Origin of the sequence: Draconibacterium orientale (assembly GCF_900111425.1) — a bacterium.
In the GTDB taxonomy this organism is placed as follows: Bacteria; Bacteroidota; Bacteroidia; order Bacteroidales; family Prolixibacteraceae; genus Draconibacterium; species Draconibacterium orientale.
Genome location: NZ_FOHT01000018.1, coordinates 1 through 24,209 on the forward strand (window position 1 = coordinate 1; position 24,209 = coordinate 24,209).

Below are 24,209 nucleotides of genomic sequence, written 5' to 3' on the forward strand. Positions count from 1 at the left end.
ACTCAACACGATTTTTTGAAAGAATGATATAAAATATTGTGTCTCAATATTGAAATATCATTCTTTCTTTTCAACAGTTAACTTTTGACAACTTCAATGGCGAAGATTACAAGACCTGCAATATTCTTTGTGTTTGTTTTTTCGAGCAGGTTATACTTGTGCCCTTCGATGGTACGTGCACTCAGGCCCAGTTTTTCTCCAATCTCAGTTGCCGTTAACTCTTCGCAAATCAACTTTAAAACCTGGCTTTCACGTTTTGTAAGATTAAACTGCAATCCTGAATCTTTGGTAGTATTCTTCTTTAAACCCTGAAAGACCGCCCCCGACAAACTACCCGAAAAATAAAAGTCGTTTTTTATTACCTTTTTTATGGCTAATTCCAATTCATCAGGCTCGGCATTTTTTAATAAATAACCGTTTACTCCTTCGCTAACCAGGTGCGCCACCAACAAAGGAGCTTCTTCCATACTAAGTATTAATATCCGAATTCCGGGATAATCTTTTCGTAAATGTTTGGTTACTTCAACACCATCCATTTCGGGCATATTAATATCGAGCAATATCAGCTCAGGTTTTTTATCCAGCTTCCCCAGCAGTTCCAATAATTCGATTCCGTTACCGGCCTCATAAATATTGTCAACAATATCAAAATCATCCAACAGGCCAACCATGCCTTTCCTAAAAAGTTTATGGTCGTCGGTAACAACAATATCTATTTTTTGCTCACTCATTAATTTGCAAAGCTATAATTGCCCGGGTGCCTTTTCCCGGCGATGATTTCATTTTAAATTTAGCATTTGCCATTTCCGACCGGCTTTCAAGGTTTCGTAAACCAAGCCCCGTTTGCATTTTTTCCTCCGGCGAAAATCCCTTTCCATCGTCGGCAACAACAACAGCAACAAGCTGTTTGGCAAATCGAATATCTATTAAAATGTGTGATGCCTCGGCGTGTTTAATGGCATTATTAACCAATTCCTGCACAATACGAAAAACGGCCAGTTCCTGTTTACTATCAAAACGAAATTGCTCTCCGCTTTTCCAACATTCAATGGCCAATTGGTCCGATTTATTCACCCAATTTGCCAGCTCTTCAAGCGCAAAATACAATCCCAGTTTTTCCAACGACGGAGGTAATAACGACCGTGAAATACGCCGTACCTGAAGAATTACATCATCAAGATAGGTTTTGGTTTCGGTAGCCAGCTCTTTTGCTTTGCCTCCTTCTGCTTTTTTCTCAATTCTCCCAACAGTAAGTTTCACCACCGAAAGCATTGCACCAACCTCATCGTGCAAATCGCGCGCTATACGTTTGCGTTCATTCTCCTGCGACTGAATCGTGTTTTTTATAATTTCTTCCTGCTGATTTTGAACCACACGATTCAACTCCAGCTGTTTCTGCAACAATCTTTTTTGATATGCTATAAAGAAAAAAAACAGGCCACCTGCCAATAACAGCATCCCAATGGTACCAATTAAATACACCAATAATATTTCGGAATTCCCTGTTCCCTCCACAATTCACTTTTTAGACATTGCTAAAATAATTAACAAAATTGAACTTTCTGTAAAATTTAAACGATAATCGATATTGAAGGAACGGCAACTGCAGAACCTAAAATATTCTCCCCCCGAACCTTACCGACTCCTGCCGGCTTTCCAAAACCCAACGGTTACAAGTGCATAAAACAATGCCAGGATAACTGAAAAAGAAATGACAGTTATTTTTGAAAATTCGCGCGAATACTCCAAAATAACATTAAACAAAACGGTAAAAAACAAATTGCCTGAATAATAGACGAGTAGTGCTCCGTTAATCCAAATAGTTGCCTCATCCCACAGCGACATGATTTTTGCTTCAACCATCACCCTGTAAAAATACCAGATGCATAAAACAATAACCACAAAAGTTGCGATGGTACGCGTAATGTCAGGGTATTCGTATATGCTTTGAATAAATGTTAGGTTAATAAAGTTATAGAATTCGAATATCGAAATTAAAACGATTGAGAACCGGCTTACTGCTTTTTTGAAAATTAGATTTGAATAAAAAAGTACAAGAATCGGAAAAGTAACCATTTGATACAAATGAATAAACGGCATCGTATTATTCAACCCCAAATGCCTGAGAACAAAAGTTACAACTTCGTTTACTGTACCATAAAGAACATACAGATAGAACAGCTTAATAGAAGTATCGAATCGTTTAAAATAAAATAACCCAGTGGTAAAGGGGAACAAAATTGAAACCCAAAGAAAATCTGTTAAGCTCAAAGTTTAGGAATTGTATATGCTTCGTTCGTCACAAAACGGAGGACATAATTGTGCTTCGTCGTAATATTCCGGTTCAACAGCCTTGTCCTGTTCTGTCGATTCTTCGGTTGACAAAGATGCAGCGCTCAACATTATATTCATTGTTTTTGCAACGCCAAACTCTAAAACAATTTCTTTATGATTTTGAGCATTAAACAACTCATGCAATTCAAATTTAGTGAGCAAATAGGCATTCGGGTAAATATATTGACGGAATGCAGCTCCATCTGCGTCCGAATCAATTTCTCCGGCTCTCCACTTACGATACAAACGGATACTTTCAATTACCTCTCCCGTATTATCTGAGAAATCCTCATTTTTCTTTCCGAGTTTATAAACAGGCGTTTCATAATCGGCATACACATCGCCGCTACCCAAAAGAAAAGAGGATACCGCGTAGGCGCATAACACATATTTGCCATCTTCTTTTTTATTATCGAGCCCCAGATAAACACGCACCCGGTTTTCATTCTCTCCTATTAACGATTTATAGGTTTCCTTCTGAAGAACAATAGGTGTAAGTTTTAGGTTGAAGGTTTTATCGGCTTCTTCTTTAAAACTCTTTTTCCAGTTTTTTGCTTTTTTAGCCGGAAGTTGATCTCGTTTCAATTTGTTTTCCATATTTATTGTATTTGGACAACTAAAAATAGACAAAATGTTTGACATAAAAACAAGTTCAATAACATATTCTCAAAAACAGACACCACAAAATCTGATTTTTTAAACACAAAAACTGCCCGCCAAATAAATGCTGACGGGCAGTGCTGTTAGAAACAGTATAAATCCAAGGTCTAGCCTGCTTCGTAATTTTATATCCAATTCCTGTTAATAGGGCTCGTAATAGTAATCATCAACATATCCCTGGTTGTAATAATCGTCGTTATAAGCGTAATACCTGTCGGGATAGTGCACCAGGCTAAAACCTAAGGCCGACGACTCGAAGAATAAATTTCCAACCCTGAAATACAGGTAACCGTTTATATGAACCTGCTCGTAGCCGTATGGTAAACGTTCGAATGAAAATCCGAATGGCAGGTTAACCAACACGTAACCGATTCCTGCATGATAACGGAAGAAGTGTCCGTCGTAGCAACAGTAGCGATTATGGTTGTGCACAAACACAGTTGGACGGTAAACAAACTTGCGAATTACATGCCCGTAATGATTATTGTAGTAATAATATTTGTGATAACGGTAAGAGTATGGATGGTACCCGCCGTAATAGTCGCGCCAGCTGTTGTGGTTCCAACGGTAGTGCTCCCAACGGCGATCCCAGTGATTATTTTTATAATAATTATAGTTTGAATAATACTTTCTGTCGCGGTGGTTGTAGTTCATTGTTTTCGGGCGGTTTCTGCTACTCCACTGCCGGCTGCTTCCCCGGTAACTGTTAGTCGGTGTAAAGCGTTTATCATTTCTATCTACATTATAATATTTGCGTGCTTCGGAAACTGACTTCCGACTTGTTCCTCTTCCGTTTGCAACTGCCGGACTCGAATTTTTTGTATTTGTATAAACCCGCGATGGCTGTCTGTTCGCCTCTCTGCTTCGGGCCTGATCTGTCCTTTGGGGTTGACTTTGTCTGTAAACATTATCTGAAGACCTGGCAGTACTTTTTTGCGATTTATAGTTGTTGTCAGAACTACTTTTTCGCTGAACATTGCGATTTGCCGAACGAGAATCATTGTATTTATTATTGCTCGAACGAACCGTTGCACTGTTTCGGTTGGTAGTTGTTTTACTCGATGACCGAACGCTTTTATCCGACCGTGTTGGAGCTGACTGTCGATAGTTTTTTGAGGCACTTTTGGTTTTAACCTCACTTCTGCTACTTCTTTTCGGAGCTTCCCTTTTTTCTGTTCCCCGTTCTCCTCCCCTGCGCTGGGCCTGGGCCGGAACTGTTGTTAGTAATGTAATTGCCGCCAGAGTAATTATCGTGGCAAACAATTTTAATGTTGTTGCTTTCATGACACTAGACTTTAAAATTCAACAATTTGTTTGCTATGCTCTGTTGGCGCCAAAATAAAAATCGATATCTGCCTTTGTTAATGCAAAGCGTGTGCCAAAAAAGCCACAGTTGCGTGTGAGAAAAGTTACACCTACTAGAGAACAGGCATTTATGCACTTTTTTTTCTAAGCAATTCTCTCTACTTTTGCGGCGATTTAATTAAAGGTATGGCCCGGATATTAGCAATAGATTACGGAAAAAAGCGAACAGGATTGGCAGTTACCGATCCGGGGCAGATTATTGCCAGCCGCTTAACAACAGTTCCAACACACACCATTTGGGATTTTTTGAAAGATTATTTCGAAAAAGAAGAGGTGGAAACGGTGGTTGTGGGATATCCCAAACAAATGAACAACCAGGCCTCGGAGTCTGTTAGATTTGTCAATCCGTTTTTGAAAAAGTTTCAGCAGATATACCCGGAGATGAATCTGGAGATTTACGACGAACGTTTTACGTCGAAAATGGCGTTTCAAACGATGATTGACGGAGGCCTGAAAAAACAAAAGCGACAAGACAAAGCACTGGTTGATGCCATTAGTGCAACTATTATTTTACAAAATTACTTAGAACAAAAACGCAACTCAACACGTTAAAAACCAATTTTTCAAAAGGTTAAAAGAGTTGTTATTGAAATTAAAATAGAAAGAAATGAAATACCCGGTTACAGTTTACGGAGACCCTTTATTACGCAAGAAAGCCCAAACAATTGAAAAAGATCATCCAAAGTTGGATGAGATAATTGAAAATATGTGGGAAACCATGTATTACTCTGATGGCGTTGGTTTGGCAGCACCGCAGGTTGGCTTGTCGATTCGCCTGTTTGTAATCGATGCATCATCGGGTGCCGACGAAGAGCCGGAACTGGAAGGTTTTAAAAAGGTTTTTATCAACCCACAGATTATTGAAACCAAAGGCGACGAATGGACAATGAACGAAGGATGTTTGAGTTTGCCCGAAATAAGAGAGGATGTAGATCGCCCCGACGAGGTGACCATTAAATACCTCGACGAGAACTTTGAAGAACACACCGAAACCTACAAAGGATTTGCAGGACGCGTTATCCAACACGAGTATGATCATTTAGAGGGCATTTTATTTGTCGATTATTTATCGCCATTGCGCAAACGTTTATTAAAAAGTAAACTTATTGCCATTTCAAAAGGTAAAGTTCGCCCACACTACCGCATAAAAGTTCCGAGATAATGTAACCATTTTTCAAAACCTACGTTTAAAGGCTATTCCTTCAAGCGTAGGTTTTGGAAAATACATTTAAAAATATACCCTTTTTACGAATTGCAGCCGGTTTTGCGTCGGGCATTCTGCTTGCGTCAATACACATGGCAACCAGCACGTTGCTAATTTATTTGGCTATTGCTATCTGCATCTTTTTAGTTCTCCTCCACAGGCGTTACAACTTTTATCTTTCTCCACTTTTTGGAGGATTTACATTTATTCTGCTCGCACTATTCGGTGCCATCACCTACCAGCAATACAACCATTTACCTCCAACCACCCCCAAAGGATTAATGGCAGCCACTGTACTGGAAACTCCGCAGGAAAAAACCAATTCCTACAAAAGCCTGCTTCTTATACATTCGGTAAAAACAGAAGATACCCTAATTGGCACACGAGAAAAAGTACTGGTATATTTTGAAAAGAGTGAAGCCATTGATGAAATAAAACCGGGAAGTCAGATTATTTTTGAGCAAGCACCTGAACCAATTGAAAACCGTGGCAATCCTCACGAATTCGACTACAAAAGTTACCTCGAAAAGAAACATATTCTCCGGCAGGTGTATTTAAAAACCGGAAACTGGAGTTTAACCGGGTATCGCAATAACACTTCACTTTTATGGGCCGAAACCATTCGCGACAAACTGCTGAGAATATACCGCGAACAGCATATCGGGGCACAGGAAACTGAAATTCTTTCAGCACTCACTCTCGGTTATAAACGCGAACTCGACCGCGAAACAAAACGCGTATTTTCTGCAGCCGGAGCCATGCATGTGTTGGCCGTTTCCGGATTACATGTTGGCATACTTTTCTTTGCTTTTTCGTTCTGTTTTGGATTTCTGCAAAAAAGAAGAATTGGCCGGTTTATTTATGTGGTGCTTTCAATAAGTTTATTGTGGTGTTATGCTTTTATTACCGGTCTGTCACCATCGGTTTTACGGGCATGTACAATGTTCAGCCTCATTATCATTGCCGGAAACATCAACCGCAGGGCAAATATTTACAATTCGCTTGCGGCTTCGGCTTTTCTTCTTTTATTGGTTAATCCCAACAACCTTTTCGAAGTAGGATTTCAACTCTCGTACATGGCTGTTTTTGGTATTGTTTATCTGCAACCCCGAATTGCCGGATTATGGAGGGTGAAAAACAAGATCGGTTTGTTCTTCTGGAATTTAATATGCGTTTCAATTGCAGCTCAAATAGCCACTTTCCCGCTTTCGGCTTATTATTTTAATCAGTTCCCCACCTACTTTTTACTGAGCAACATTGTTGTAATTCCTGCCGCCATGATACTTATTCCCCTCGGGCTGGGATTATTGGCCTTTTCAAAAGTACCGTTGTTGGCTACATCAATAGCTTTCCTGGTAAAATGGATTATAAAAATAGTATATGTTCTCCTCTCCTCCATCGAGTTATTGCCTCATTCAACACCCGATGTTGTACTTCACTTACCCGAACTTCTTTTCGTTTTGGCCGTGCTGTTTTCCATCTTCCTTTTTCTTAATTCGCAACGAGCTGTTTTCCTAAAATCGGCACTTTCGTTCACCGTTCTGCTGGCTGCATTTATTTTGTTTTCAGGGTACAAACAAATCAACCGAAACGAAATAATTGTGCTAAACTCGCAGGAACCGGTAACTTGTTTTATAAAAGGGAATAAAATGTATGTGATTTCTGCAGACACACTTTCGGCTGACGATTACAATTATAGTTCGGTGCAAAATATAAAACGACAGAAACGATTAACACATACCACTTACCTGACTTCCGATTCATCATTCAACGATAATTTGCTTTTTCTCCACAAAGGGCTGGCTGTATTCGAAGGGAAAAAAGTTCTGCTGAAACAAACAAGTAAGCTTTCAACAAAAAACCTTTTGCCCGATATAATCATAAGTACAAAAGCGGCTGATCCCCCTGAAACTATTTCTGAGAATTGTTGTGTTATAAACTACTATCCTTACCGAAAAAACTCCAAATCCAAAACCAAACATCACATTCTTTCCGCACAGGGAGCATTTGTAAGCACCTGGTAAATTTACATTTCGTAAAAATGCCTTACTCATTCCCCTTTTTCGGTTGAAAAATAATTTGGTAAATTACAATAAATTACACAGTGCATTTTGTAATTTAGAATGTTAATTTAATGTTGGAAGCGAAAAATTATAAAGCGTTTTCCGCGGAGTTTAAAAACAGAATGCATTATTTTGCTTCATTGAATAATACAGACAGATGAAACGAGCAGGTAAAAACTATGCCTACAGAATAAAAGCGAACAAGCACGGTTCATCAAATACTTTTGTGAATTAACAATACTAATGAAATGAAAGTTGTTATAGCAGGTGCCGGCGAAGTTGGAACACATTTGGCGAGAATGTTAACCAATGAAAACCACGACATTACCTTACTGGATGATTCTCCGGAAAAACTCGCAAATATCAGTAGTGAAGTAGATCTGATGACGATTGCGGGATCAGCTCATTCATTTCAGGATTTAAAAAGCACAGACCTGGCAAAATCCGATTTGTTTATTGCTGTTACCCCCTTTGAAGAACGGAACGTTTTGGCCTGTTCAATGGCATCGTACCTTGGTGTTAACCGCACCATTGCCCGAATAAACAACTCCGAATACCTTCAGGAAAGATACCGCTCAAAACTGAACAACCTTGGGATTAACGAATTAATCTACCCCGAAAGTCTGGCCGCAAAAGAAATTATTGCCTCGGTAAAACAAACGGCAACCCGTCAGTTAATCGAGTTTTCAGGCGGAAAACTGATTATGATGGGAATTAAAGTGCGCGAAAATGCACCGGTTCTGAATAAAACATTTGAAGAGTTATCGCAGGAAAATCAACATTTGTTGGTGGTGGCCATTAACCGCGACAATGAAACGATCATTCCGAATGGTAGTGATTTTATAAAAAACGGCGACATCGTATTTTTTGTTACCACTCCGGCCGAGCAAAACAATGTTTACGAATTAACCGGAAAAACACTTTTCGAGGTTAAAAACATCATGTTTTTGGGAGGTAGCCGTATTGCCCAAAAAGCCATTGAAAAGCTGGGCGAAAATTACCGCATAAAAGTAATTGAAGGCGACCGCAAAAGATGCGAAAAAATTGCCGACAAATACGAAAATGTGCTGGTAATTAACGGCGACGGACGAAACCTGAATTTACTGCGCGAAGAAGGAATTGAAAAAATGGATGCCTTTGTGGCAACCACCGGAAATTCAGAAACCAATATATTAGGCTGTCACCTGGCAAAAACTTTTGGCGTTCGCCGAACAGTTGCCGAGGTGGAAAACCTGGCCTACATGAACCTGGCAGACAATATGGATATCGGTAGTATTTTTAATAAAAAACTGATTGCTGCAGGTTACATCTACCGGTTTACGCTAAATGCCGAAATATCGAAAGTTAAATGTTTAACCGCCTCCGACGCCGAAGTTTTTGAATTTATTGCCAAGCCGGGAGCCAAAATCACACAAAAACCCATAAAAGACCTTGACTTCCCCGATGAAGCAAAAATCGGAGGTGTTATTCGTGGCAACATGGGCTACATTGCTCACGGCTATACCCAAATTCAGGAAGGCGACAAAGTTGTTGTATTCACCCTACCTTCAGGAATTAAAAAGCTCGAAAAATTCTTTAAGTAAGCGCAAACTACCAGAACATGAACCTTAAAATCATATTCAGAGTACTTGGTTTTTTATTATTTGTCGAGGGAATTGCTATGGGCATCGCCCTTCTGGTTGCTCTGATTTATGGGGAATCCGACATTAGTGCGTTCTTAATTTCGGGCGGAATAAACCTGGTTATTGGCGGACTGATTGTTGCCGCCACTTCGAAGGCAAAAAAAGATATTGGCAAACGCGAAGGATTCATCATCGTATCGATGGTCTGGATTGTGTTCTCCTTTTTTGGTAGTCTGCCTTATGTTATAAGTGGTTCCATTCCCGGTTTTACCGATGCGTTTTTCGAAACCATGTCGGGGTTTACTACCACAGGTTCATCAATTTTAAACGACATTGAGGCACTTCCTCACGGTATTTTATTTTGGCGAAGCATTACCCAGTGGCTCGGCGGTATGGGAATCATCGTTTTATCGCTGGCAATTTTACCGGTGTTTGGAATCGGTGGTATGCAGTTGTTTATGGCTGAAGTACCGGGGCCAACCCCCGATAAAATCAGCCCGAGAATTAAACAAACTGCAAAAACACTTTGGGTAATTTACCTTACATTTACAGTGGCTGAAACGTTGCTGTTGTGGGTTGGAGGAATGACCTTTTTCGACTCTATTTGCCACTCGTTTACCACCATGGCTACCGGCGGTTTTTCAACCAAACAGGCAAGTATTGCGCACTGGCCATCGCCATTTATTCAGTATGTTATTATTGTTTTTATGTTTTTGGCCGGAACAAATTTTACACTCTCCTATTTTGCTATCAAAGGAAAGTTTTCGGTAGCATTTAAAGACGAAGAATTTAAATATTACAGCTTTTTTACGCTCGGATTTACGGCCCTTATTTTCATCGGCCTTCTAATTTCTACCGAGTTTGGCGTTGAAAAAGCATTTCGCGATTCATTATTCCAGGTAATTACCATAATTACAACCACAGGATACGCTACGGCCGATTACCTCACCTGGCCGCCGGTGTTAACAATGCTCATCTTTTTGCTTTTCTTTTTTGGAGGTTCTGCCGGATCAACCGGTGGGGGCATAAAAATTATGCGAATTGTTGTGTTGCTTAAAAACGGCTATTACGAACTTAAACGCTTGGTGCATCCCAATGCTGTTATTCCGGTTCGTTTTAACAAACACTCGGTGGATGCCAAAATCGTTACCAATGTGCTGGCTTTCTTTATCATTTACTTTGTAATTTTTGCCATCAGCACCGTTATTTTTACGCTGATAGAACCCGACATGGAATCGTCGATGGGAGCTGTTGCCACCTGTTTGGGAAATATCGGACCGGGTTTAGGAACAGTTGGGCCGGCTGAAAACTTCTATCACATTAAACCAATCGGAAAATGGTTTTTATCATTTCTGATGCTGCTTGGCCGTCTGGAACTGTTTACTGTTCTGGTGCTCTTCTCGCCATCGTTCTGGAAAGGTTAGTCGGTTAATATTCCAATTCACCTTTTCCCTGGCGCACCAAAATTGGCTCGTCTGATGTGCAATCAACTATTGTTGACGGAATTAGTTCGCCAAAACCACCATCGATGACAATATCAGCCAGTTCTGCGAATTTTTCATGAATCAACTCCGGATCTGTGGTATATTCCAAAATCTCGTCTTCATCGTGCACCGACGATGAGAGGATTGGATTTCCTAGCTCACTTACGATCTCACGAACAATATTATTATCGGGAATACGAATTCCTACCGTTTTCTTTTTCCCTTTAAAATACCTTGGCACATTATTATTGGCATTTAAAATAAAGGTAAACGGACCGGGTAAATTTTTGCGAATGAGTTTAAAGATATGATTGGGAATGGGCTTGGTGTAATCCGACAAGTGGCTGAAATCGCTGCAGATAAACGAAAAATTGTTCTTCTCCACCTGAATACCTTTATAACGGGCCACCTTTTCAACTGCTTTTTGATTGGTTATATCGCAACCAATTCCATAAACCGTGTCGGTTGGATAAACAATTACTCCCCCATCACGCAAAACATCTACAACTTTTCTTACTTCGCGGGGATTTGGATTTTCATTATATAAGCGCACCAACATAGTTTTTCCTATTTTTGACCGATAAAATTAGTTTTTTCAATTATAAAAGGTGTCCTTTTACAGCTTTTTAGCTGAATACTTATTGTACAACATAGGATTTTAAGGAAATTCGCAGGCCATGCAAAGAAAAATTGTAACAACAGAAGACGGATCAAAAACGCTGTTTATTCCCGGGATGAATGAACAGTATCATTCCGTAAATGGTGCCTTAACCGAATCGGAATATGTGTATATCGACAAAGGTTACCGCCACAATCAATCGCCTAAGCCGGTGGTTCTGGAAATTGGTTTTGGAACAGGATTAAATGCCTTGTTAACGGCCATTGAAGCAGAAAATGAAAAACGCAAAACCACATATATTTCCTTAGAAAAATACCCGATTGAACAAACCGAAATAGAAGGGCTTAATTATGGAAGTTTGATTTCGAAGCATGCCGAAGAGCTATTTGCTGCGCTGCACACTTGTGAATGGAACCTTAAAACACAAATTTCGCCATATTTCGATTTGTTAAAACTAAAAACAGATCTCACCCAATTTTCTTTTGATACGATTCCAAGTGTTGATGTAATTTACTTTGATGCATTTGGCCCCGACAAACAACCCGAGATGTGGAACGAGGAAATTTTCAGAAAACTTTTTCGCAGTTGTAACCCAGGTGCAAACCTTGTTACTTATAGCGCCAAAGGCGAAATACGCCGCCGAATGGAACGATCGGGCTATACTTCGGAGCTGCTTCCCGGTCCTCCGGGAAAAAGACAAATGCTTCGGGCAACACGGCCATAAGGCTAAAAACGCGCAATAACCAAGAAAAAATGCCCACACTAAATACTGACGAACAGCAACTTAAAACATTGTTGGAAATAATATTTGATAAGCCGAACAACGAACACGAATGTTCGATTTTTCCTGACTTAAACTTTTTTAACATTTTTTAATTTCACCGATTTCCTTTCTGTATTTTTCACAATTTTTTGTAGAAAAATGTCCCGAAAAGGCTTTTATACCAACCTTTTTACTTTTTATAAAAAAATAACAATGCATCAGAAAAGTACCTTTTTGATAGATATTTTCAATTCTTTCTGCATTTGAATTCTTGGATTTTGTAAAAATTCCTGTAAAATTTGAACTTCATTCAACGTGAAATTTATGATTTATCAATTTCAAATTGTTTCACAAGAGGCCCAAAACTTCCGATTGGAAGTTGCTCTGGATGAGAAACATTCATTTTTCGATTTTCATAGTATTATACAGAAAAGTGTTGGTTTTGAGTCACACCAACTGGCATCTTTCTTCGTGTCCAATAAAACCTGGAGAAAGCTGGTTGAGATTTCAATGTTAGACTTAGGTATAAATGGTGCAGCATTTTACATCATGCAAAAAACAAAATTAGGCGACTTGCTGCAAGATAAGGGGCAACACCTCATTTATACATTCGATTTTTTGAACGACAGGTCTTTTTTTATAGAACTAACTGGAATAATTATGGAAAAAAATCTTAATGAACCATTAGTCGCTTTAAAACAAGGCGATTCCCCCGTTCAGGTTTTAGGAGAAGAAAAATTTGAACTTGAAACTGGTGTAAGCCAGGAAGAAGAAGTTTATATGGATTTTGGAGAGCTTGATGATTACACTGAAATCTTTGGCGAAATGGACGATTTCTGATCACGAAAGACGACTGTTTAATCCATGTTTAAAAAAATTCCAGGGCTGTTCAAAATTTTGAACAGTCTTTTTTTTGTCATTAATTTGCCAAAAATCATGTATTAATGCCAAAAACGCTTGTTGTAATTACCGGCCCAACCGGAATTGGGAAAACCGAGGTGAGTATTAAGGTTGCCCGACATTTTAACGCAGAAATCGTCTCGGCCGACTCCCGGCAAATTTTTAAAGAACTCAACATCGGAACCGCTGTTCCATCGACAGAAGAGCTGGCGGCCATTCCGCATCATTTTATTCAAAGCCATTCGGTTGAAGAGAATTACAACGCCAGCCGTTACGAAACGGAGGCGCTGGAACTGATCGATAAGCTTTTTCAGCAAAGGGATGTTCTATTGCTGGTGGGCGGCTCAATGTTATACATCGACGCGATTTGTAAAGGCATTGATAGTATGCCCGATGCCGATCCCGAAGTTCGTGCTGCATTAAAAAAGCAGCTGGAAGAAGAAGGCTTGGAAAGCTTACGGCTGCAGTTAAAAACCCTCGATCCGGAATACTATAAAAAGGTCGATCTGAAAAATCCCAACCGAATTATTCACGCATTGGAGATTAGTATTCAAACCGGAAAACCGTACTCATCATTCCGTTCTGACACACCTAAGAAACGCCCTTTCCAAATCATAAAAATCGCGTTTAACTGCGATCGGCAGGTGTTGCACAACCGCATAAATTTAAGGGTAGATAAAATGATGGAAGCCGGTCTGGAAACAGAAGCCCGGAGCGTGTATCACAAAAAACATTTGAATTCGCTAAATACCGTGGGTTACCAGGAACTGTTCGCCTATTTTAACGGTGAAATTTCGCGCGAAAAAGCCATTGAGTTAATCAAACGAAACTCGCGGCGTTATGCGCGTAAACAAATTACCTGGTTTCGCCGCGATGAAAACGTAAAATGGTTTGAACCAACCAACACCCAAGAAATAATCGAGTGGATCGACACACAAATCAAGTAACATGGGCCAATTTATCATCCGCGTTTACGGACTGGTTATCAACGAAAAGAAAGAAATTTTGCTTTCCGACGAATTTGTGTTGAACACCAAAATGACCAAGTTTCCCGGTGGCGGGCTGGAATTTGGAGAAGGATTGATTGATGGCCTGAAACGAGAGTTTAAAGAAGAATGTAACGGACAGGAAATTGAGAATATCAGGCATTTTTACACCACCGACATTTATCAAAAGGCATTGTTTTTCGACAATGCTCAATTAATAAGCATTTACTACCTCGCAGAGCTGAAACAGCCGTTGAAATTCAAAATCTCGGAGAAAGCATTTGACTTTGAAATTGATGCCGGCGAAACACAAAGCTTTCGCTGGGAGAAATTAAAAGACCTGAAAGACGATGCTATTACTTTTCCAATTGATAAATTTGTTCTGAATAAACTGAAAACGACTTTTAACAAGTAACATGTTACTGCAAATTTAGCAGCCTTAGCTCTTCACAACGAAGTCAGAAAAATTACATGGCTCGTGGAGTACATCAACTGAAAGAAAAGAGAAGCAAAATTTATTCGGAGATGACAACTACAAATAAAAATAAGGCGCTTTTTCTCGACCGCGACGGAACCATTAACCTTGAAAAAAACTACGTTTTCCGCATTGAAGACTTTGAATTTACTCCGGGCATTTTCGAACTCATAAAAACCTACCAAAACAAGGGTTTTCTCTTATTCGTAATTACCAACCAATCAGGTATTGCACGAAAATATTATACCGAAACCGATTTTTTTCGTTTAAACAATTGGATGATCCGGCAGTTTCTGAAACAAGGGATAGAAATAACAAAAGTTTATCACTGCCCTCATCATCCTGAAATAACAGGAAAATGCAACTGCAGAAAACCCGAACCGGGAATGATTTTGCAGGCCATTCAGGAATTTAATATCGATCCTGTTAACTCAGTGTTGATAGGAGACAAAAAAAGAGATATTTTAGCCGGAGAAAAAGCAGGGATAGGAAAGAATTTATATATTCAAGACTTATTACAGACAGATATAGATTAAGGATCAGATAAAGGCAAAGTGCAACATTTTACAAAAGCAGAAATAAGGCATATTGAAGACCGCTACCAGGATTTTCTAAAAGTCATTAAAAATAAGTTTGATGAAGGGCGGCTGGCACGTATCGAGAAAGCATTCAGGTTCTCGAATGCAGCGCACCATGGCATAAAACGCAAATCGGGCGAACCATTTATTATTCATCCCATTGCAGTTGCCCGCATTGTTGCGGTTGATTTGGGATTGGGGGCCACCTCCATTGTTGCGGCCTTATTACACGATGTTGTTGAAGACACCGATTACCGTTTGTCCGACATTGAAAATATGTTTGGAACACGCGTATCGCGCATTGTTGACGGCTTAACCAAACTATCGGGCGACTTTGATGCCAAACATGCACTTACCCTGAAAAAAATGCTGATGACCCTTTCGGACGACGTAAGGGTTATTTTGATAAAAATTGCCGATCGTTTGCACAATATGCGCACGTTGGATTCGATGCCGGCGCACAAAAAAATAAAAATTGCCGGCGAAACACTTTTCCTGTATGTGCCACTGGCGCACCGCCTGGGGTTACACGCCATAAAAAGCGACCTGGAAGACCTCAGTTTTAAACACAAACATCCGGAAGAATACGAACAAATTCAATACCTGCTGCACAACCAGGAGGAAAAAAGGAATTACCTGGTAAACGAATTCACCAGTCCGATTATCGATAAACTGAAGGAAGAAGGAATTGATTGTAAGGTAGAACACCGGCTAAAAACAAGCTATTCCATCTGGCAAAAAATGCAGAAAAAAGCAGTAGCTTTTAATGAGGTTTACGACATTTTAGCCATCCGCATCATTATCAATTCGAAAAAAGGAATATCGGAAAAACGGCAGTGTTTTGATGTCCTCTCGATAGTTACCGACATTTACAAACCAAAACCCGATCGGATTCGCGACTGGATCACCATGCCAAAAGCCAACGGATACGAATCGTTACATGTTACCGTAATGGGGCCTCAGGGGCATTGGGTTGAAATTCAGATAAGAACTGACAGAATGGACGACGTGGCCGAACATGGCTTTGCTGCACATTATCGTTATAAAGACATTCGCAACTTTGAAAACGAACTGGATCCGTGGATTGAACGGATACGCGAATTGTTGCAAAGTTCCGATTCTGATGCCTTCGAATTCCTGGATGATTTTAAGCTTAACCTGTTCTCATCAGAGATAAATGTTTTTACTCCAAAAGGCGATATGTTTTCGTTGCCGCTGGGATCGACAGTTATCGATTTTGCCTACGAAATACACACCGAACTAGGCAATAAATGTATTGGTGCCAAAATAAATACCAAGCTGGTTCCTATCAGCCACATACTTGAGAATGGCGACCAAATTGAGATTCTGACCTCAGAGAACCAGTCGCCAAAACTGGAGTGGCTGAAATTTTCGGCATCGCCCAAAGCCAGAGGTAAAATAAAAAATGTGTTCAGGCTCGAAAAAAACAAACATACTGACCGGGGAAAAGAAATTATTGAAGAACTTTTTAAAAAAATAAACGCACCGTTTACTTCAAATAACCTGAAAAAATTAACAGCGCACTATAACCTTAACAACAAGGAACAATTGTATTCCGAAGTTGGGATGGGATTTCTTGAACTGGATGATGTGAAGGATATTATCGGCAAAAAATCGGAAAGCAAACTGGTAAAATACTGGAACATTACGTTTGGGTCGGGCAGTAAAAACAAGGAAAAAGAAGAAACGCCTGAAAACCAGAAAATCGATAAGAAAAAACCATTTCTGCTGCGCGAAAACCAGGACAATATTAAATTCTCGCTGGCAAAATGCTGCAACCCAATTCCCGGCGAACCGGTTGTTGGCTACCTTTCTACCGACGATCACGTAATTATTCATAAGGTAAAATGCCGCGAACTGGAAAAATTTATTGCCAACCAGGGCGAAAAAATCATTCAGGCCGAATGGACAAAATTCAAACGCCAGTCGTACCTTACCCGGCTACATTTACAAGGTTTCGACCGCCTGGGAATCGTAAACGAAGTAACAACGTTAATCTCTAAAGGACACAATATTAACATGCGTTCAGTAAAATTCGAAACGCACGATGGCATTTTTATGGGCGACCTGTTTTTATACATCCACAATACAAACGATTTAGACAACTTAATCAGCAAACTAAAAACAATTAAGGGTATCGACAGTGTAAATCGTGTAGAAAACCTTGAGGATTAATTTATATTCATTCTAAAAGAATAATTTTTTTTCCTATTTTTGGCCTATTTAAAATTGGTTTAATTATGAATAACCAGAAGACCAGAGAAACTGTGCGCAACATGTTTACCGAGTACCTTGAAAAGAACGGTCACCGGAAAACACCCGAAAGATTTGCAATACTCGACGAAATTTATTGTCGCGAAGGGCATTTCGACATTGAGTCGTTATACATCTCGATGAAGAACAATAACTACCGGGTAAGCCGCGCTACATTGTACAATACCATCGATTTGCTCCTCGATTGTAAGCTGGTGGTAAAACACCAGTTTGGCAAAAACATTGCACAGTTCGAAAAGGCATTTGCAACACTTCAGCACGATCACCTGATCGACACAACAACTGGTACCGTTGTTGAGTTTTACGATCCCCGTATTCGCGAGATTATTGAAGATGCCTGCCAGAAAAACGATTTTAAATTGTCGCACCACACGCTTTATATCTACGGCGAAAGCACAAAAAAGGAATAAAGCGCTTAATTCTTAATAGATTATAAATTAAATGCAGGGTGCTGGTATTTTTATTGCAGAGCATAAAATATTTAGTACTTTTAACTGCTTAATTTGAAAGCCGTGAAAGGTTAATCTTGATCGATTAAGTTTTCGCGGTTTTGCATGTAAAATAAAAATCAAAACTCAAAATGAAGGTAGATGTATTGTTGGGCCTGCAATGGGGCGACGAGGGAAAAGGTAAAATTGTTGACGTATTTACTCCGGAGTACGATGTTATAGCTCGTTTTCAGGGAGGCCCAAACGCTGGCCACACCCTTGAATTCAACAATATTAAACATGTTTTACACACCATTCCTTCCGGTATTTTCCGCGAAAACAAAATCAATGTAATCGGTAACGGTGTTGTTATCGACCCAATCGTTTTCAGAAAAGAAATTGAGTCGTTGAGTAAAATCGGTGTCGATATCTCGAAAAACCTTTATATCTCGAAAAAGGCACACATGATTTTGCCAACGCATAAAATTTTGGATGCGGCATCGGAGCAGAAAAAAGGCGACACCAAAATTGGGTCTACCCTGAAAGGAATCGGACCTACTTATAAGGATAAAATTGGCCGCGATGGTTTGCGTGTTGGCGACCTGGTTCACGGTTTTGAAGAAAAATACACTGCACGAATCGACAACCACAAAGTAATGTTAAGCGAATTCTTTAAGTACGACTACGAAGCTTTGCTTAACGAATGCGAAAAAGAGTGGTTTGAAGGTGTTGAAGTGCTGAAATCATTCAACCTGGTTGACACCGAACACATGATTAACAATGCGTTAAAGGAAGGCAAATCAGTATTGGCAGAAGGAGCACAAGGAACATTGCTCGACATTGATTTCGGTTCGTATCCTTTTGTAACCAGCTCGAACACCATTTGTGCCGGAGCTTGTACCGGTTTAGGATTGGCGCCAAATGCCATTGGTAAAGTTTTCGGAATTTTTAAAGCCTACTGCACCCGCGTAGGAATGGGCCCTTTCCCTACCGAGCTTTTCGATGAAACAGGCGATAAACTGCGTACTGCCGGTAATGAGTTCGGATCGACAACCGGTCGTCCACGACGTTGTGGCTGGTTGGATTTGGTAGCATTAAAATACACGTGCATGTTGAATGGCGTTACCGAATTGATTATGATGAAAGCCGATGTGCTGGATGATTTCGACACCATTAAAGTTTGTGTGGGTTACGAAATTAATGGTGAAGTTGTTGAACATTTCCCATTTGAGTTAGACGACCAGGTTAAACCTGTTTACGTTGAACTTCCCGGCTGGAAAACTGATCTGACCAAAATTAAAGACCAGAATGAGTTCCCGGAAGAACTGAACAATTACATTAACTTTATTGAAGACGAAATGGGCATTCCTATTTCGCTTGCATCGGTTGGCCCAAACAGGGAACAAACAATTAGGCTCGAACAACAATAAGCAAAGATATTTTCGATCAAAAACGCTGTTCATTTATTTGAGCAGCGTTTTTTGTTTAACGGAGAATCTGATTCGTTAATACAAATCAACTTCCATTCATCCTCCGGCTTCCTTCGTCAGACACCTTCTTGGATCACATGAAATTTCTGGTGGAACATATTTTTTTTCATTTTCACTTTTTAACGATAAATGAACTCATAAGGAAGTCAATATATGGATTTAATAGGGCTTCATAACTCTTTCTACCCTTTTGTCTGTCGACATTTTCCCTTATGAAGGGAAAACAGTTTTTTAGGAACTGGAAGAGGATTTGGTGCTGCTATTACAGTTTCCTAACAACAGGCTCTCCTCGCGAGGAGAGCTCCCGATAGGGTGAGAGGTAATGCATATCTTATACTGTTGTTTAACTAAAAATTCTTCATTGAAGGAGAACAAAAAGGGATACAAAAAACGTTCACATTTTAATGTTTCCGACGATCAGAAAGGTCATGTTCAGTTACCCCTGGAGATTTATAAAAAAATTACAAAAATTTCTGTAACCATTCCCTTCTATTAAGTATCAAAAACAGACCTGTTTACAGTTTGTTATCCGTTTAACTGAACATAAACATTCAGCTAAATAATTAGTAGATCATTTAAATAGTCGTAATTCTTAATTATCTTTAAGCATCTCAGAGAGGGGGACAAAATGGGATCAATATTTAAGGAAACACTAGGGTTATATACCGATTTGTATGAGTTGACTATGGCTCAGGGCTACTTTTTTTGTAAAAAAAAGGATCAGCAAACTTCATTCGACTATTATTTCAGAACCAATCCGTATAAAGGAGGATTTACTGTTTTTGCGGGTTTACAGGATTTTATCGATGCCCTGAATGAATTCAGGTATTCGAAATCCGACCTGGCATTTCTAAAAGCAAACGGCTTCAAAGATGAGTTTCTGGAATACCTGCGCGATTTCAAATTTTCGGGAGATATTTACAGCGTAAAAGAAGGCGAGATTGTGTTTCCTAACGAACCAATTCTTTCGGTTGAAGGAAATATTATTGAATGCCAGTTGGTAGAAAGTATTTTGCTGAATATTCTGAATTTTGAATCGCTGATTGCCACAAAGGCTTATCGCATAAAACATATTGCAGGCGAAAAGTTATTTGCCGATTTCGGCCTGCGCCGTGCTCAGGATTTTGGGTCTATTCATGCCAGCCGGGCAGCGTGTATCGGTGGTGCATCATCCACATCGAACACGCTGGCCGGAAAAATATATGACATTCCGGTTAGCGGAACAATGGCACACAGCTGGGTACAAAGTTTCGATTCGGAACTGGAAGCCTTCAGAGCATTTGCAGAAACCAATCCCGACAATACCATTTTACTTGTCGACACTTACGACACGCTAAAATCGGGCGTGCCGAATGCCATTACCATTAGTCATGAAATGGCTGCAAGAGGCGAAAAACTAAAGGCCATTCGTTTGGATAGCGGAGATTTGGCTTACCTCAGCAAAAAAGCACGAAAACAACTTGACGACGCCGGGTTACATGACGTTCAGATTCTGGCATCGAACCAGCTGAACGAATACGTTATTAAAACGTTACTGCTCGATCAGAATGCGGCCATCGACGGTTTTGGAATCGGCACGGAAATGATTACCGGGAAAAGCGATGCTGCCCTGGATGGTGTTTACAAACTCACCGAGATTGACGGAGAACCAAAAATGAAATTCTCGGAAAATATTGAGAAAATTACTTTGCCCGGGAAAAAACAATTGGTTCGCTATTTTGATGAAGAAGGGAAGTTTTACCGCGACGGAATCTTTCTTCAGGATGAAAATCCCAAAGAAATTGACACCATATATCACCGTATTTATCCCGAAAAAAATACCGAAGTCTCGAAATTTAAATTCGAACTTATTCGCGAAAAAGTAGTTGAACAGGGAAACGTTCTGCTTCAACACAAAAGTCCGGTAGAAATACATAAATACCTTATAAGCCGCGCTGCTTTATTGCCCGACGAACATAAACGTTTTATCAGTCCACACTTGTATAAAGTTGGCATTTCAAACAAATTAATGGCCACCCGCAATGCTCTAACTCAAAAGTTAAGAACGTTACATTAATTTTTTATGACAGAAATTACACGACCGACACTTATTATTGACAAAGAAGTTTGCCTGCAAAACATTGAACGGATGGTGAAAAAAGCCGAGAAGTATAAACTTCGCTTGAGGCCGCATTTCAAAACCCACCAGGCAGCTAAAGTTGGTGAGTGGTTTAAACGTTTTGGGATCAACCAAATTACTGTTTCATCGGTACTAATGGCTGAATATTTTGCATCAAACGAGTGGAATGACATTACGCTCGCCTTTCCTTTAAATGTGTTGGAGATAAGCCGGATCAACCGTTTGGCAGCCACCATAAAACTTAATGTCCTGGTTGAAAACAAGGAAGCAGCAGAAGTGCTGGCCAATAAAGCTACCAACAAAATTGGCGTATATTTAAAAATCGATACCGGTTACAACCGCACCGGCATTCCGGCGGGAAGAACCGGCCGCATCGATTCAATCCTTGATATTTTGCGTAAAAACAGCAAACTCACTTTTAAGGGCTTTCTTACGCACACCGGCCATACCTACACGGCACTATCAACCAACGAAATATTCAGCAGCCATTTTGATGCCTTGTTAAAACTAAAGAAGTTAAAAAACAGGTATCATAAAAATTACCCGGGAATGGAACTGAGTATGGGCGACACTCCGTCTGCCAGCATTTGCGGAAATTTTGACGGGATAGACGAAATTCGTCCGGGCAACTTTGTTTTTTACGATTTGATGCAACATAACCTTGGTGTATGTGAAATTAGCGATATTGCTGTAAGAGTTGTGTGCCCCGTGGTGGCCAAACACGTTTCGCGGAATGAAATTGTAATATACGGAGGTGCAATTCATTTCTCGAAAGATACGCTGCAAAACACGGATGGCAAACAATTATATGGCCGCATAGTTATCCGCAACGGTGAAGAAAAAGTTCTGCTCGATACCAAAAATTACCTGTCGCGCCTGTCGCAGGAACACGGTATACTAAAAGTTACACCCAACCATTTCAAACAGATAAATGTGGGCGATTTGGTGGAAATTATTCCGGTTCACTCGTGCCTTACCGCAAATATGATGGGGCATATGATTACCACCGATGGCGAGCTGATTGAAATGATGCCAAAATATTAAAACAGAAAAGATTGGAACGCGAATTTTGCAGATTCTCGCTGCAAATACAATAAGACCAAAACTCGAAGCTGCCCAAAATAAAAAATCCGATTCGTTTTTGATCAAAATCATACGAATCGGATTTTATTTTTATTCTTAAGTAATAGTGATAGTATGACTTTGAGTCATGCTATCACTATTTATCTCTTCTAACCTGAATTTTTATTTTTCAGGAATAGCTTCCAGGGTGGCCACTAAAAATTCCCAGAATTTTTTAACCGTTTCAATATTTACCTTTTCATCGGGCGAGTGCGGGAAACGAATAGTGGGGCCAAACGAGATCATGTCCCAGTGCGGATAGTTTTGGGCCAGAATACCGCACTCCAAACCGGCATGAATGGCCCTGATTTTTGGCACTTTTCCCCATTTGTCGTTATACACGCTTTGCATGGTTTTTAAAATTGGCGATTCCATATTGGGTTTCCATCCCGGGTATGCCCCCGAGAGGGTTACCTCTCCCCCGGCCAGTTCAAACACCGCTTTCAGGCGTGTTCCCAATTCATCTTTTGCCGAATCAACCGAGCTGCGCATTAAACAACCTCCATTTATGGTTTTACTCGCTGCATCCGATTTCAGAATAGCCAGGTTGGTAGATGTTTCCACCAATCCTTTCATGCTGTCGCTCATGCGAATTACACCGTTCGGGCAGGCAACAACGGCTTTGGCTACGTTTTTCTGAGTGGCTTCATCGATCAGCGTTTCGGGCAATTCAGTTTGCTCAACGGCAATATCCAAATCAGGTTCGGTAGCGGCAAGTTCGGCTTTTACAGCATCGGCAATTTCATCAACCAAAGCAATAAAATCGGCCACTTTTGCCTCTTCAAGCACAACCACACCAAAGGCTTCGCGCGGAATGGCATTTCGCAAGCTACCGCCATCGATACTGGCCAAACGAACACCCAGTTCTTCGGCAGCATTCAAAATGCGGAAAAATGTTTTAATCGAGTTTCCGCGCCCCAGGATAATATCCATCCCCGAATGTCCACCTTTCATTCCGGTAACGCTTAACTGCAATGCCACAAAACCAAGCGGAACTTCTTCTTCGGTATAATTGAAAGTAATGTTTACATCTTCGCCACCGGCGCAGCCTACGTACAATTCGCCCTCGTCTTCCGAGTCGGTGTTAATCAGTATTTCGGCATCCAGCATTCCGGCTTTTAATCCATTGGCTCCGTCCATTCCGGTTTCTTCGGTAGCGGTAAGCAACACTTCAATTGGGCCGTGTTTTAAGGTTTTCGATGCCAAAACCGCCATTGCTGCCGACGAGCCAATACCATTATCGGCACCCAGTGTTGTTCCGTTGGCAGTTACCCAATCGCCATCAACAAAGGCCTCAATCGGATCGTTTTGAAAATTGTGAACCTTATCGCTGTTTTTCTGCGGAACCATATCGAGGTGCCCTTGCAGAACCACGGTTTTGCGGTTTTCCATACCCGGTGTTGCCGGCTTTTTTATAATTAAGTTTCCGGCTTCATCTTTGATGGTTTCCAAACCCAGTTTTTTACCAAAACTTACGGCCCAGTCCTGAATCTGCTCTTCATGGTTCGAAGGGCGCGGAATTTGGGTCATTTCAGAAAAAATCTCCCACACATTTTGTGGCTCGAGATGTTTAATTTCTTCACTCATAATAATGCGTTTTTTACTTCAGGTTAAATACCTGCAATTTTATCGAACAAAGTAAGCAACAATTGAAAAAACATTTTGTGCATTTTGGGCTTAAAAGTTTTTAAAAGAACCGAAA

General features: G+C 40.3%; 22 protein-coding genes. 15 read left to right on the forward strand and 7 right to left on the reverse strand.

What is annotated here, in order from left to right; genetic code table 11:
* Window positions 1–77: 77 nt before the first annotated feature.
* From BMW53_RS10895 to BMW53_RS10915, 5 genes are all read right to left on the reverse strand, one after another.
* The gene (locus BMW53_RS10895) at window positions 78–731 is read right to left on the reverse strand and encodes a response regulator transcription factor (protein ID WP_038558654.1); all 654 of its coding nucleotides are present in this window, start codon (window positions 729–731) and stop codon (window positions 78–80) included.
* The gene (locus tag BMW53_RS10900; RefSeq protein ID WP_051567840.1) at window positions 724–1,515 is read right to left on the reverse strand and encodes a sensor histidine kinase; all 792 of its coding nucleotides are present in this window, start codon (window positions 1,513–1,515) and stop codon (window positions 724–726) included. The genes BMW53_RS10895 and BMW53_RS10900 overlap by 8 nt, the downstream gene beginning before the upstream one ends.
* 120 nt (window positions 1,516–1,635) lie before the next feature.
* Window positions 1,636–2,076 (reverse strand): hypothetical protein, encoded by a 441-nt coding sequence (locus tag BMW53_RS10905; protein ID WP_139178108.1) that lies wholly within the window; start codon window positions 2,074–2,076, stop codon window positions 1,636–1,638.
* Between the two features lie 198 nt (window positions 2,077–2,274).
* Window positions 2,275–2,931, reverse strand: a complete 657-nt coding sequence (locus BMW53_RS10910) for a hypothetical protein (protein ID WP_038558648.1) — start codon at window positions 2,929–2,931, stop codon at window positions 2,275–2,277.
* A gap of 204 nt (window positions 2,932–3,135) precedes the next feature.
* Window positions 3,136–4,278, reverse strand: coding sequence for a hypothetical protein (locus BMW53_RS10915; RefSeq protein WP_038558645.1), 1,143 nt, complete (start codon window positions 4,276–4,278; stop codon window positions 3,136–3,138).
* A gap of 207 nt (window positions 4,279–4,485) precedes the next feature.
* Here BMW53_RS10915 and ruvX point away from each other — a divergent pair, with 207 nt between their 5' ends.
* The 5 genes from ruvX to BMW53_RS10940 all read left to right on the forward strand — a co-directional run bounded on the left by ruvX (window position 4,486) and on the right by BMW53_RS10940 (window position 10,672).
* On the forward strand, window positions 4,486–4,911 hold the full coding sequence (gene ruvX, locus BMW53_RS10920; protein ID WP_038558643.1) for a Holliday junction resolvase RuvX: 426 nt from the start codon (window positions 4,486–4,488) through the stop codon (window positions 4,909–4,911).
* 55 nt (window positions 4,912–4,966) lie between these two features.
* Window positions 4,967–5,521, forward strand: a complete 555-nt coding sequence (def, locus tag BMW53_RS10925; RefSeq protein ID WP_038558640.1) for a peptide deformylase — start codon at window positions 4,967–4,969, stop codon at window positions 5,519–5,521.
* 53 nt (window positions 5,522–5,574) lie between these two features.
* Entirely contained in the window at window positions 5,575–7,587 is a 2,013-nt protein-coding gene (locus BMW53_RS10930) for a ComEC/Rec2 family competence protein (protein WP_074780650.1), read from the forward strand.
* A 287-nt stretch (window positions 7,588–7,874) separates the two neighbouring features.
* Window positions 7,875–9,209, forward strand: a complete 1,335-nt coding sequence (gene trkA / locus BMW53_RS10935) for a Trk system potassium transporter TrkA (RefSeq protein WP_038558637.1) — start codon at window positions 7,875–7,877, stop codon at window positions 9,207–9,209.
* Between the two features lie 17 nt (window positions 9,210–9,226).
* Window positions 9,227–10,672, forward strand: a complete 1,446-nt coding sequence (locus BMW53_RS10940; protein ID WP_038558634.1) for a TrkH family potassium uptake protein — start codon at window positions 9,227–9,229, stop codon at window positions 10,670–10,672.
* A 4-nt stretch (window positions 10,673–10,676) separates the two neighbouring features.
* On the opposite strand, the gene BMW53_RS10945 is transcribed toward BMW53_RS10940, so the two are convergent.
* Window positions 10,677–11,291, reverse strand: a complete 615-nt coding sequence (locus BMW53_RS10945; protein WP_038558631.1) for an L-threonylcarbamoyladenylate synthase — start codon at window positions 11,289–11,291, stop codon at window positions 10,677–10,679.
* A 118-nt stretch (window positions 11,292–11,409) separates the two neighbouring features.
* Between BMW53_RS10945 and mnmC2 the strand changes: the two genes are divergently transcribed.
* The 10 genes from mnmC2 (at window position 11,410) to BMW53_RS10995 (ending at window position 22,429) form a co-directional block, all read left to right on the forward strand.
* On the forward strand, window positions 11,410–12,075 hold the full coding sequence (gene mnmC2 / locus BMW53_RS10950; protein ID WP_038558628.1) for a tRNA (5-methylaminomethyl-2-thiouridine)(34)-methyltransferase MnmC2: 666 nt from the start codon (window positions 11,410–11,412) through the stop codon (window positions 12,073–12,075).
* A 363-nt stretch (window positions 12,076–12,438) separates the two neighbouring features.
* The gene (locus BMW53_RS10955) at window positions 12,439–12,954 is read left to right on the forward strand and encodes an IS1096 element passenger TnpR family protein (protein WP_051567838.1); all 516 of its coding nucleotides are present in this window, start codon (window positions 12,439–12,441) and stop codon (window positions 12,952–12,954) included.
* A 104-nt stretch (window positions 12,955–13,058) separates the two neighbouring features.
* Complete coding sequence (gene miaA / locus BMW53_RS10960) at window positions 13,059–13,961, forward strand: tRNA (adenosine(37)-N6)-dimethylallyltransferase MiaA (RefSeq protein WP_038558626.1); 903 nt, start codon at window positions 13,059–13,061, stop codon at window positions 13,959–13,961.
* A gap of 1 nt (window position 13,962) precedes the next feature.
* Complete coding sequence (locus BMW53_RS10965) at window positions 13,963–14,415, forward strand: NUDIX domain-containing protein (protein WP_038558624.1); 453 nt, start codon at window positions 13,963–13,965, stop codon at window positions 14,413–14,415.
* A 110-nt stretch (window positions 14,416–14,525) separates the two neighbouring features.
* A complete protein-coding gene (locus tag BMW53_RS10970; RefSeq protein WP_038564683.1) occupies window positions 14,526–15,011 on the forward strand; it encodes a D-glycero-alpha-D-manno-heptose-1,7-bisphosphate 7-phosphatase in 486 nt (161 codons plus the stop codon).
* A gap of 18 nt (window positions 15,012–15,029) precedes the next feature.
* Window positions 15,030–17,249 carry a RelA/SpoT family protein gene (locus tag BMW53_RS10975; RefSeq protein WP_038558622.1) on the forward strand — a complete coding sequence of 740 codons (2,220 nt, stop codon included), beginning with the start codon at window positions 15,030–15,032 and terminating at the stop codon, window positions 17,247–17,249.
* Between the two features lie 65 nt (window positions 17,250–17,314).
* On the forward strand, window positions 17,315–17,758 hold the full coding sequence (locus BMW53_RS10980) for a Fur family transcriptional regulator (protein ID WP_038558619.1): 444 nt from the start codon (window positions 17,315–17,317) through the stop codon (window positions 17,756–17,758).
* A gap of 170 nt (window positions 17,759–17,928) precedes the next feature.
* Window positions 17,929–19,206 (forward strand): adenylosuccinate synthase, encoded by a 1,278-nt coding sequence (locus BMW53_RS10985; protein ID WP_038558616.1) that lies wholly within the window; start codon window positions 17,929–17,931, stop codon window positions 19,204–19,206.
* A gap of 688 nt (window positions 19,207–19,894) precedes the next feature.
* Complete coding sequence (locus BMW53_RS10990; protein ID WP_139178110.1) at window positions 19,895–21,322, forward strand: nicotinate phosphoribosyltransferase; 1,428 nt, start codon at window positions 19,895–19,897, stop codon at window positions 21,320–21,322.
* Between the two features lie 6 nt (window positions 21,323–21,328).
* Window positions 21,329–22,429 carry an alanine racemase gene (locus tag BMW53_RS10995; protein ID WP_038558613.1) on the forward strand — a complete coding sequence of 367 codons (1,101 nt, stop codon included), beginning with the start codon at window positions 21,329–21,331 and terminating at the stop codon, window positions 22,427–22,429.
* Window positions 22,430–22,630: 201 nt separating this feature from the next.
* Here the strand turns inward: BMW53_RS10995 and BMW53_RS11000 are convergent, their stop codons facing one another.
* The gene (locus tag BMW53_RS11000) at window positions 22,631–24,094 is read right to left on the reverse strand and encodes an aminoacyl-histidine dipeptidase (protein WP_038558610.1); all 1,464 of its coding nucleotides are present in this window, start codon (window positions 24,092–24,094) and stop codon (window positions 22,631–22,633) included.
* Window positions 24,095–24,209 lie beyond the last annotated feature (115 nt).

Bases quoted from the DNA above. Each gene is read 5' to 3' on its own strand.
- BMW53_RS10895 (WP_038558654.1), bottom strand. From the start codon at position 731: ATGAGTGAGCAAAAAATAGATATTGTTGTTACCGACGACCATAAACTT.
- BMW53_RS10905 (WP_139178108.1), bottom strand. From the start codon at position 2,076: ATGGTTACTTTTCCGATTCTTGTACTTTTTTATTCAAATCTAATTTTC.
- BMW53_RS10910 (WP_038558648.1), bottom strand. From the start codon at position 2,931: ATGGAAAACAAATTGAAACGAGATCAACTTCCGGCTAAAAAAGCAAAA.
- BMW53_RS10915 (WP_038558645.1), bottom strand. From the start codon at position 4,278: ATGAAAGCAACAACATTAAAATTGTTTGCCACGATAATTACTCTGGCG.
- ruvX (WP_038558643.1), top strand. From the start codon at position 4,486: ATGGCCCGGATATTAGCAATAGATTACGGAAAAAAGCGAACAGGATTG.
- def (WP_038558640.1), top strand. From the start codon at position 4,967: ATGAAATACCCGGTTACAGTTTACGGAGACCCTTTATTACGCAAGAAA.
- trkA (WP_038558637.1), top strand. From the start codon at position 7,875: ATGAAAGTTGTTATAGCAGGTGCCGGCGAAGTTGGAACACATTTGGCG.
- BMW53_RS10940 (WP_038558634.1), top strand. From the start codon at position 9,227: ATGAACCTTAAAATCATATTCAGAGTACTTGGTTTTTTATTATTTGTC.
- BMW53_RS10945 (WP_038558631.1), bottom strand. From the start codon at position 11,291: ATGTTGGTGCGCTTATATAATGAAAATCCAAATCCCCGCGAAGTAAGA.
- mnmC2 (WP_038558628.1), top strand. From the start codon at position 11,410: ATGCAAAGAAAAATTGTAACAACAGAAGACGGATCAAAAACGCTGTTT.
- BMW53_RS10955 (WP_051567838.1), top strand. From the start codon at position 12,439: ATGATTTATCAATTTCAAATTGTTTCACAAGAGGCCCAAAACTTCCGA.
- miaA (WP_038558626.1), top strand. From the start codon at position 13,059: ATGCCAAAAACGCTTGTTGTAATTACCGGCCCAACCGGAATTGGGAAA.
- BMW53_RS10965 (WP_038558624.1), top strand. From the start codon at position 13,963: ATGGGCCAATTTATCATCCGCGTTTACGGACTGGTTATCAACGAAAAG.
- BMW53_RS10970 (WP_038564683.1), top strand. From the start codon at position 14,526: ATGACAACTACAAATAAAAATAAGGCGCTTTTTCTCGACCGCGACGGA.
- BMW53_RS10980 (WP_038558619.1), top strand. From the start codon at position 17,315: ATGAATAACCAGAAGACCAGAGAAACTGTGCGCAACATGTTTACCGAG.
- BMW53_RS10985 (WP_038558616.1), top strand. From the start codon at position 17,929: ATGAAGGTAGATGTATTGTTGGGCCTGCAATGGGGCGACGAGGGAAAA.
- BMW53_RS10990 (WP_139178110.1), top strand. From the start codon at position 19,895: ATGGGATCAATATTTAAGGAAACACTAGGGTTATATACCGATTTGTAT.
- BMW53_RS10995 (WP_038558613.1), top strand. From the start codon at position 21,329: ATGACAGAAATTACACGACCGACACTTATTATTGACAAAGAAGTTTGC.
- BMW53_RS11000 (WP_038558610.1), bottom strand. From the start codon at position 24,094: ATGAGTGAAGAAATTAAACATCTCGAGCCACAAAATGTGTGGGAGATT.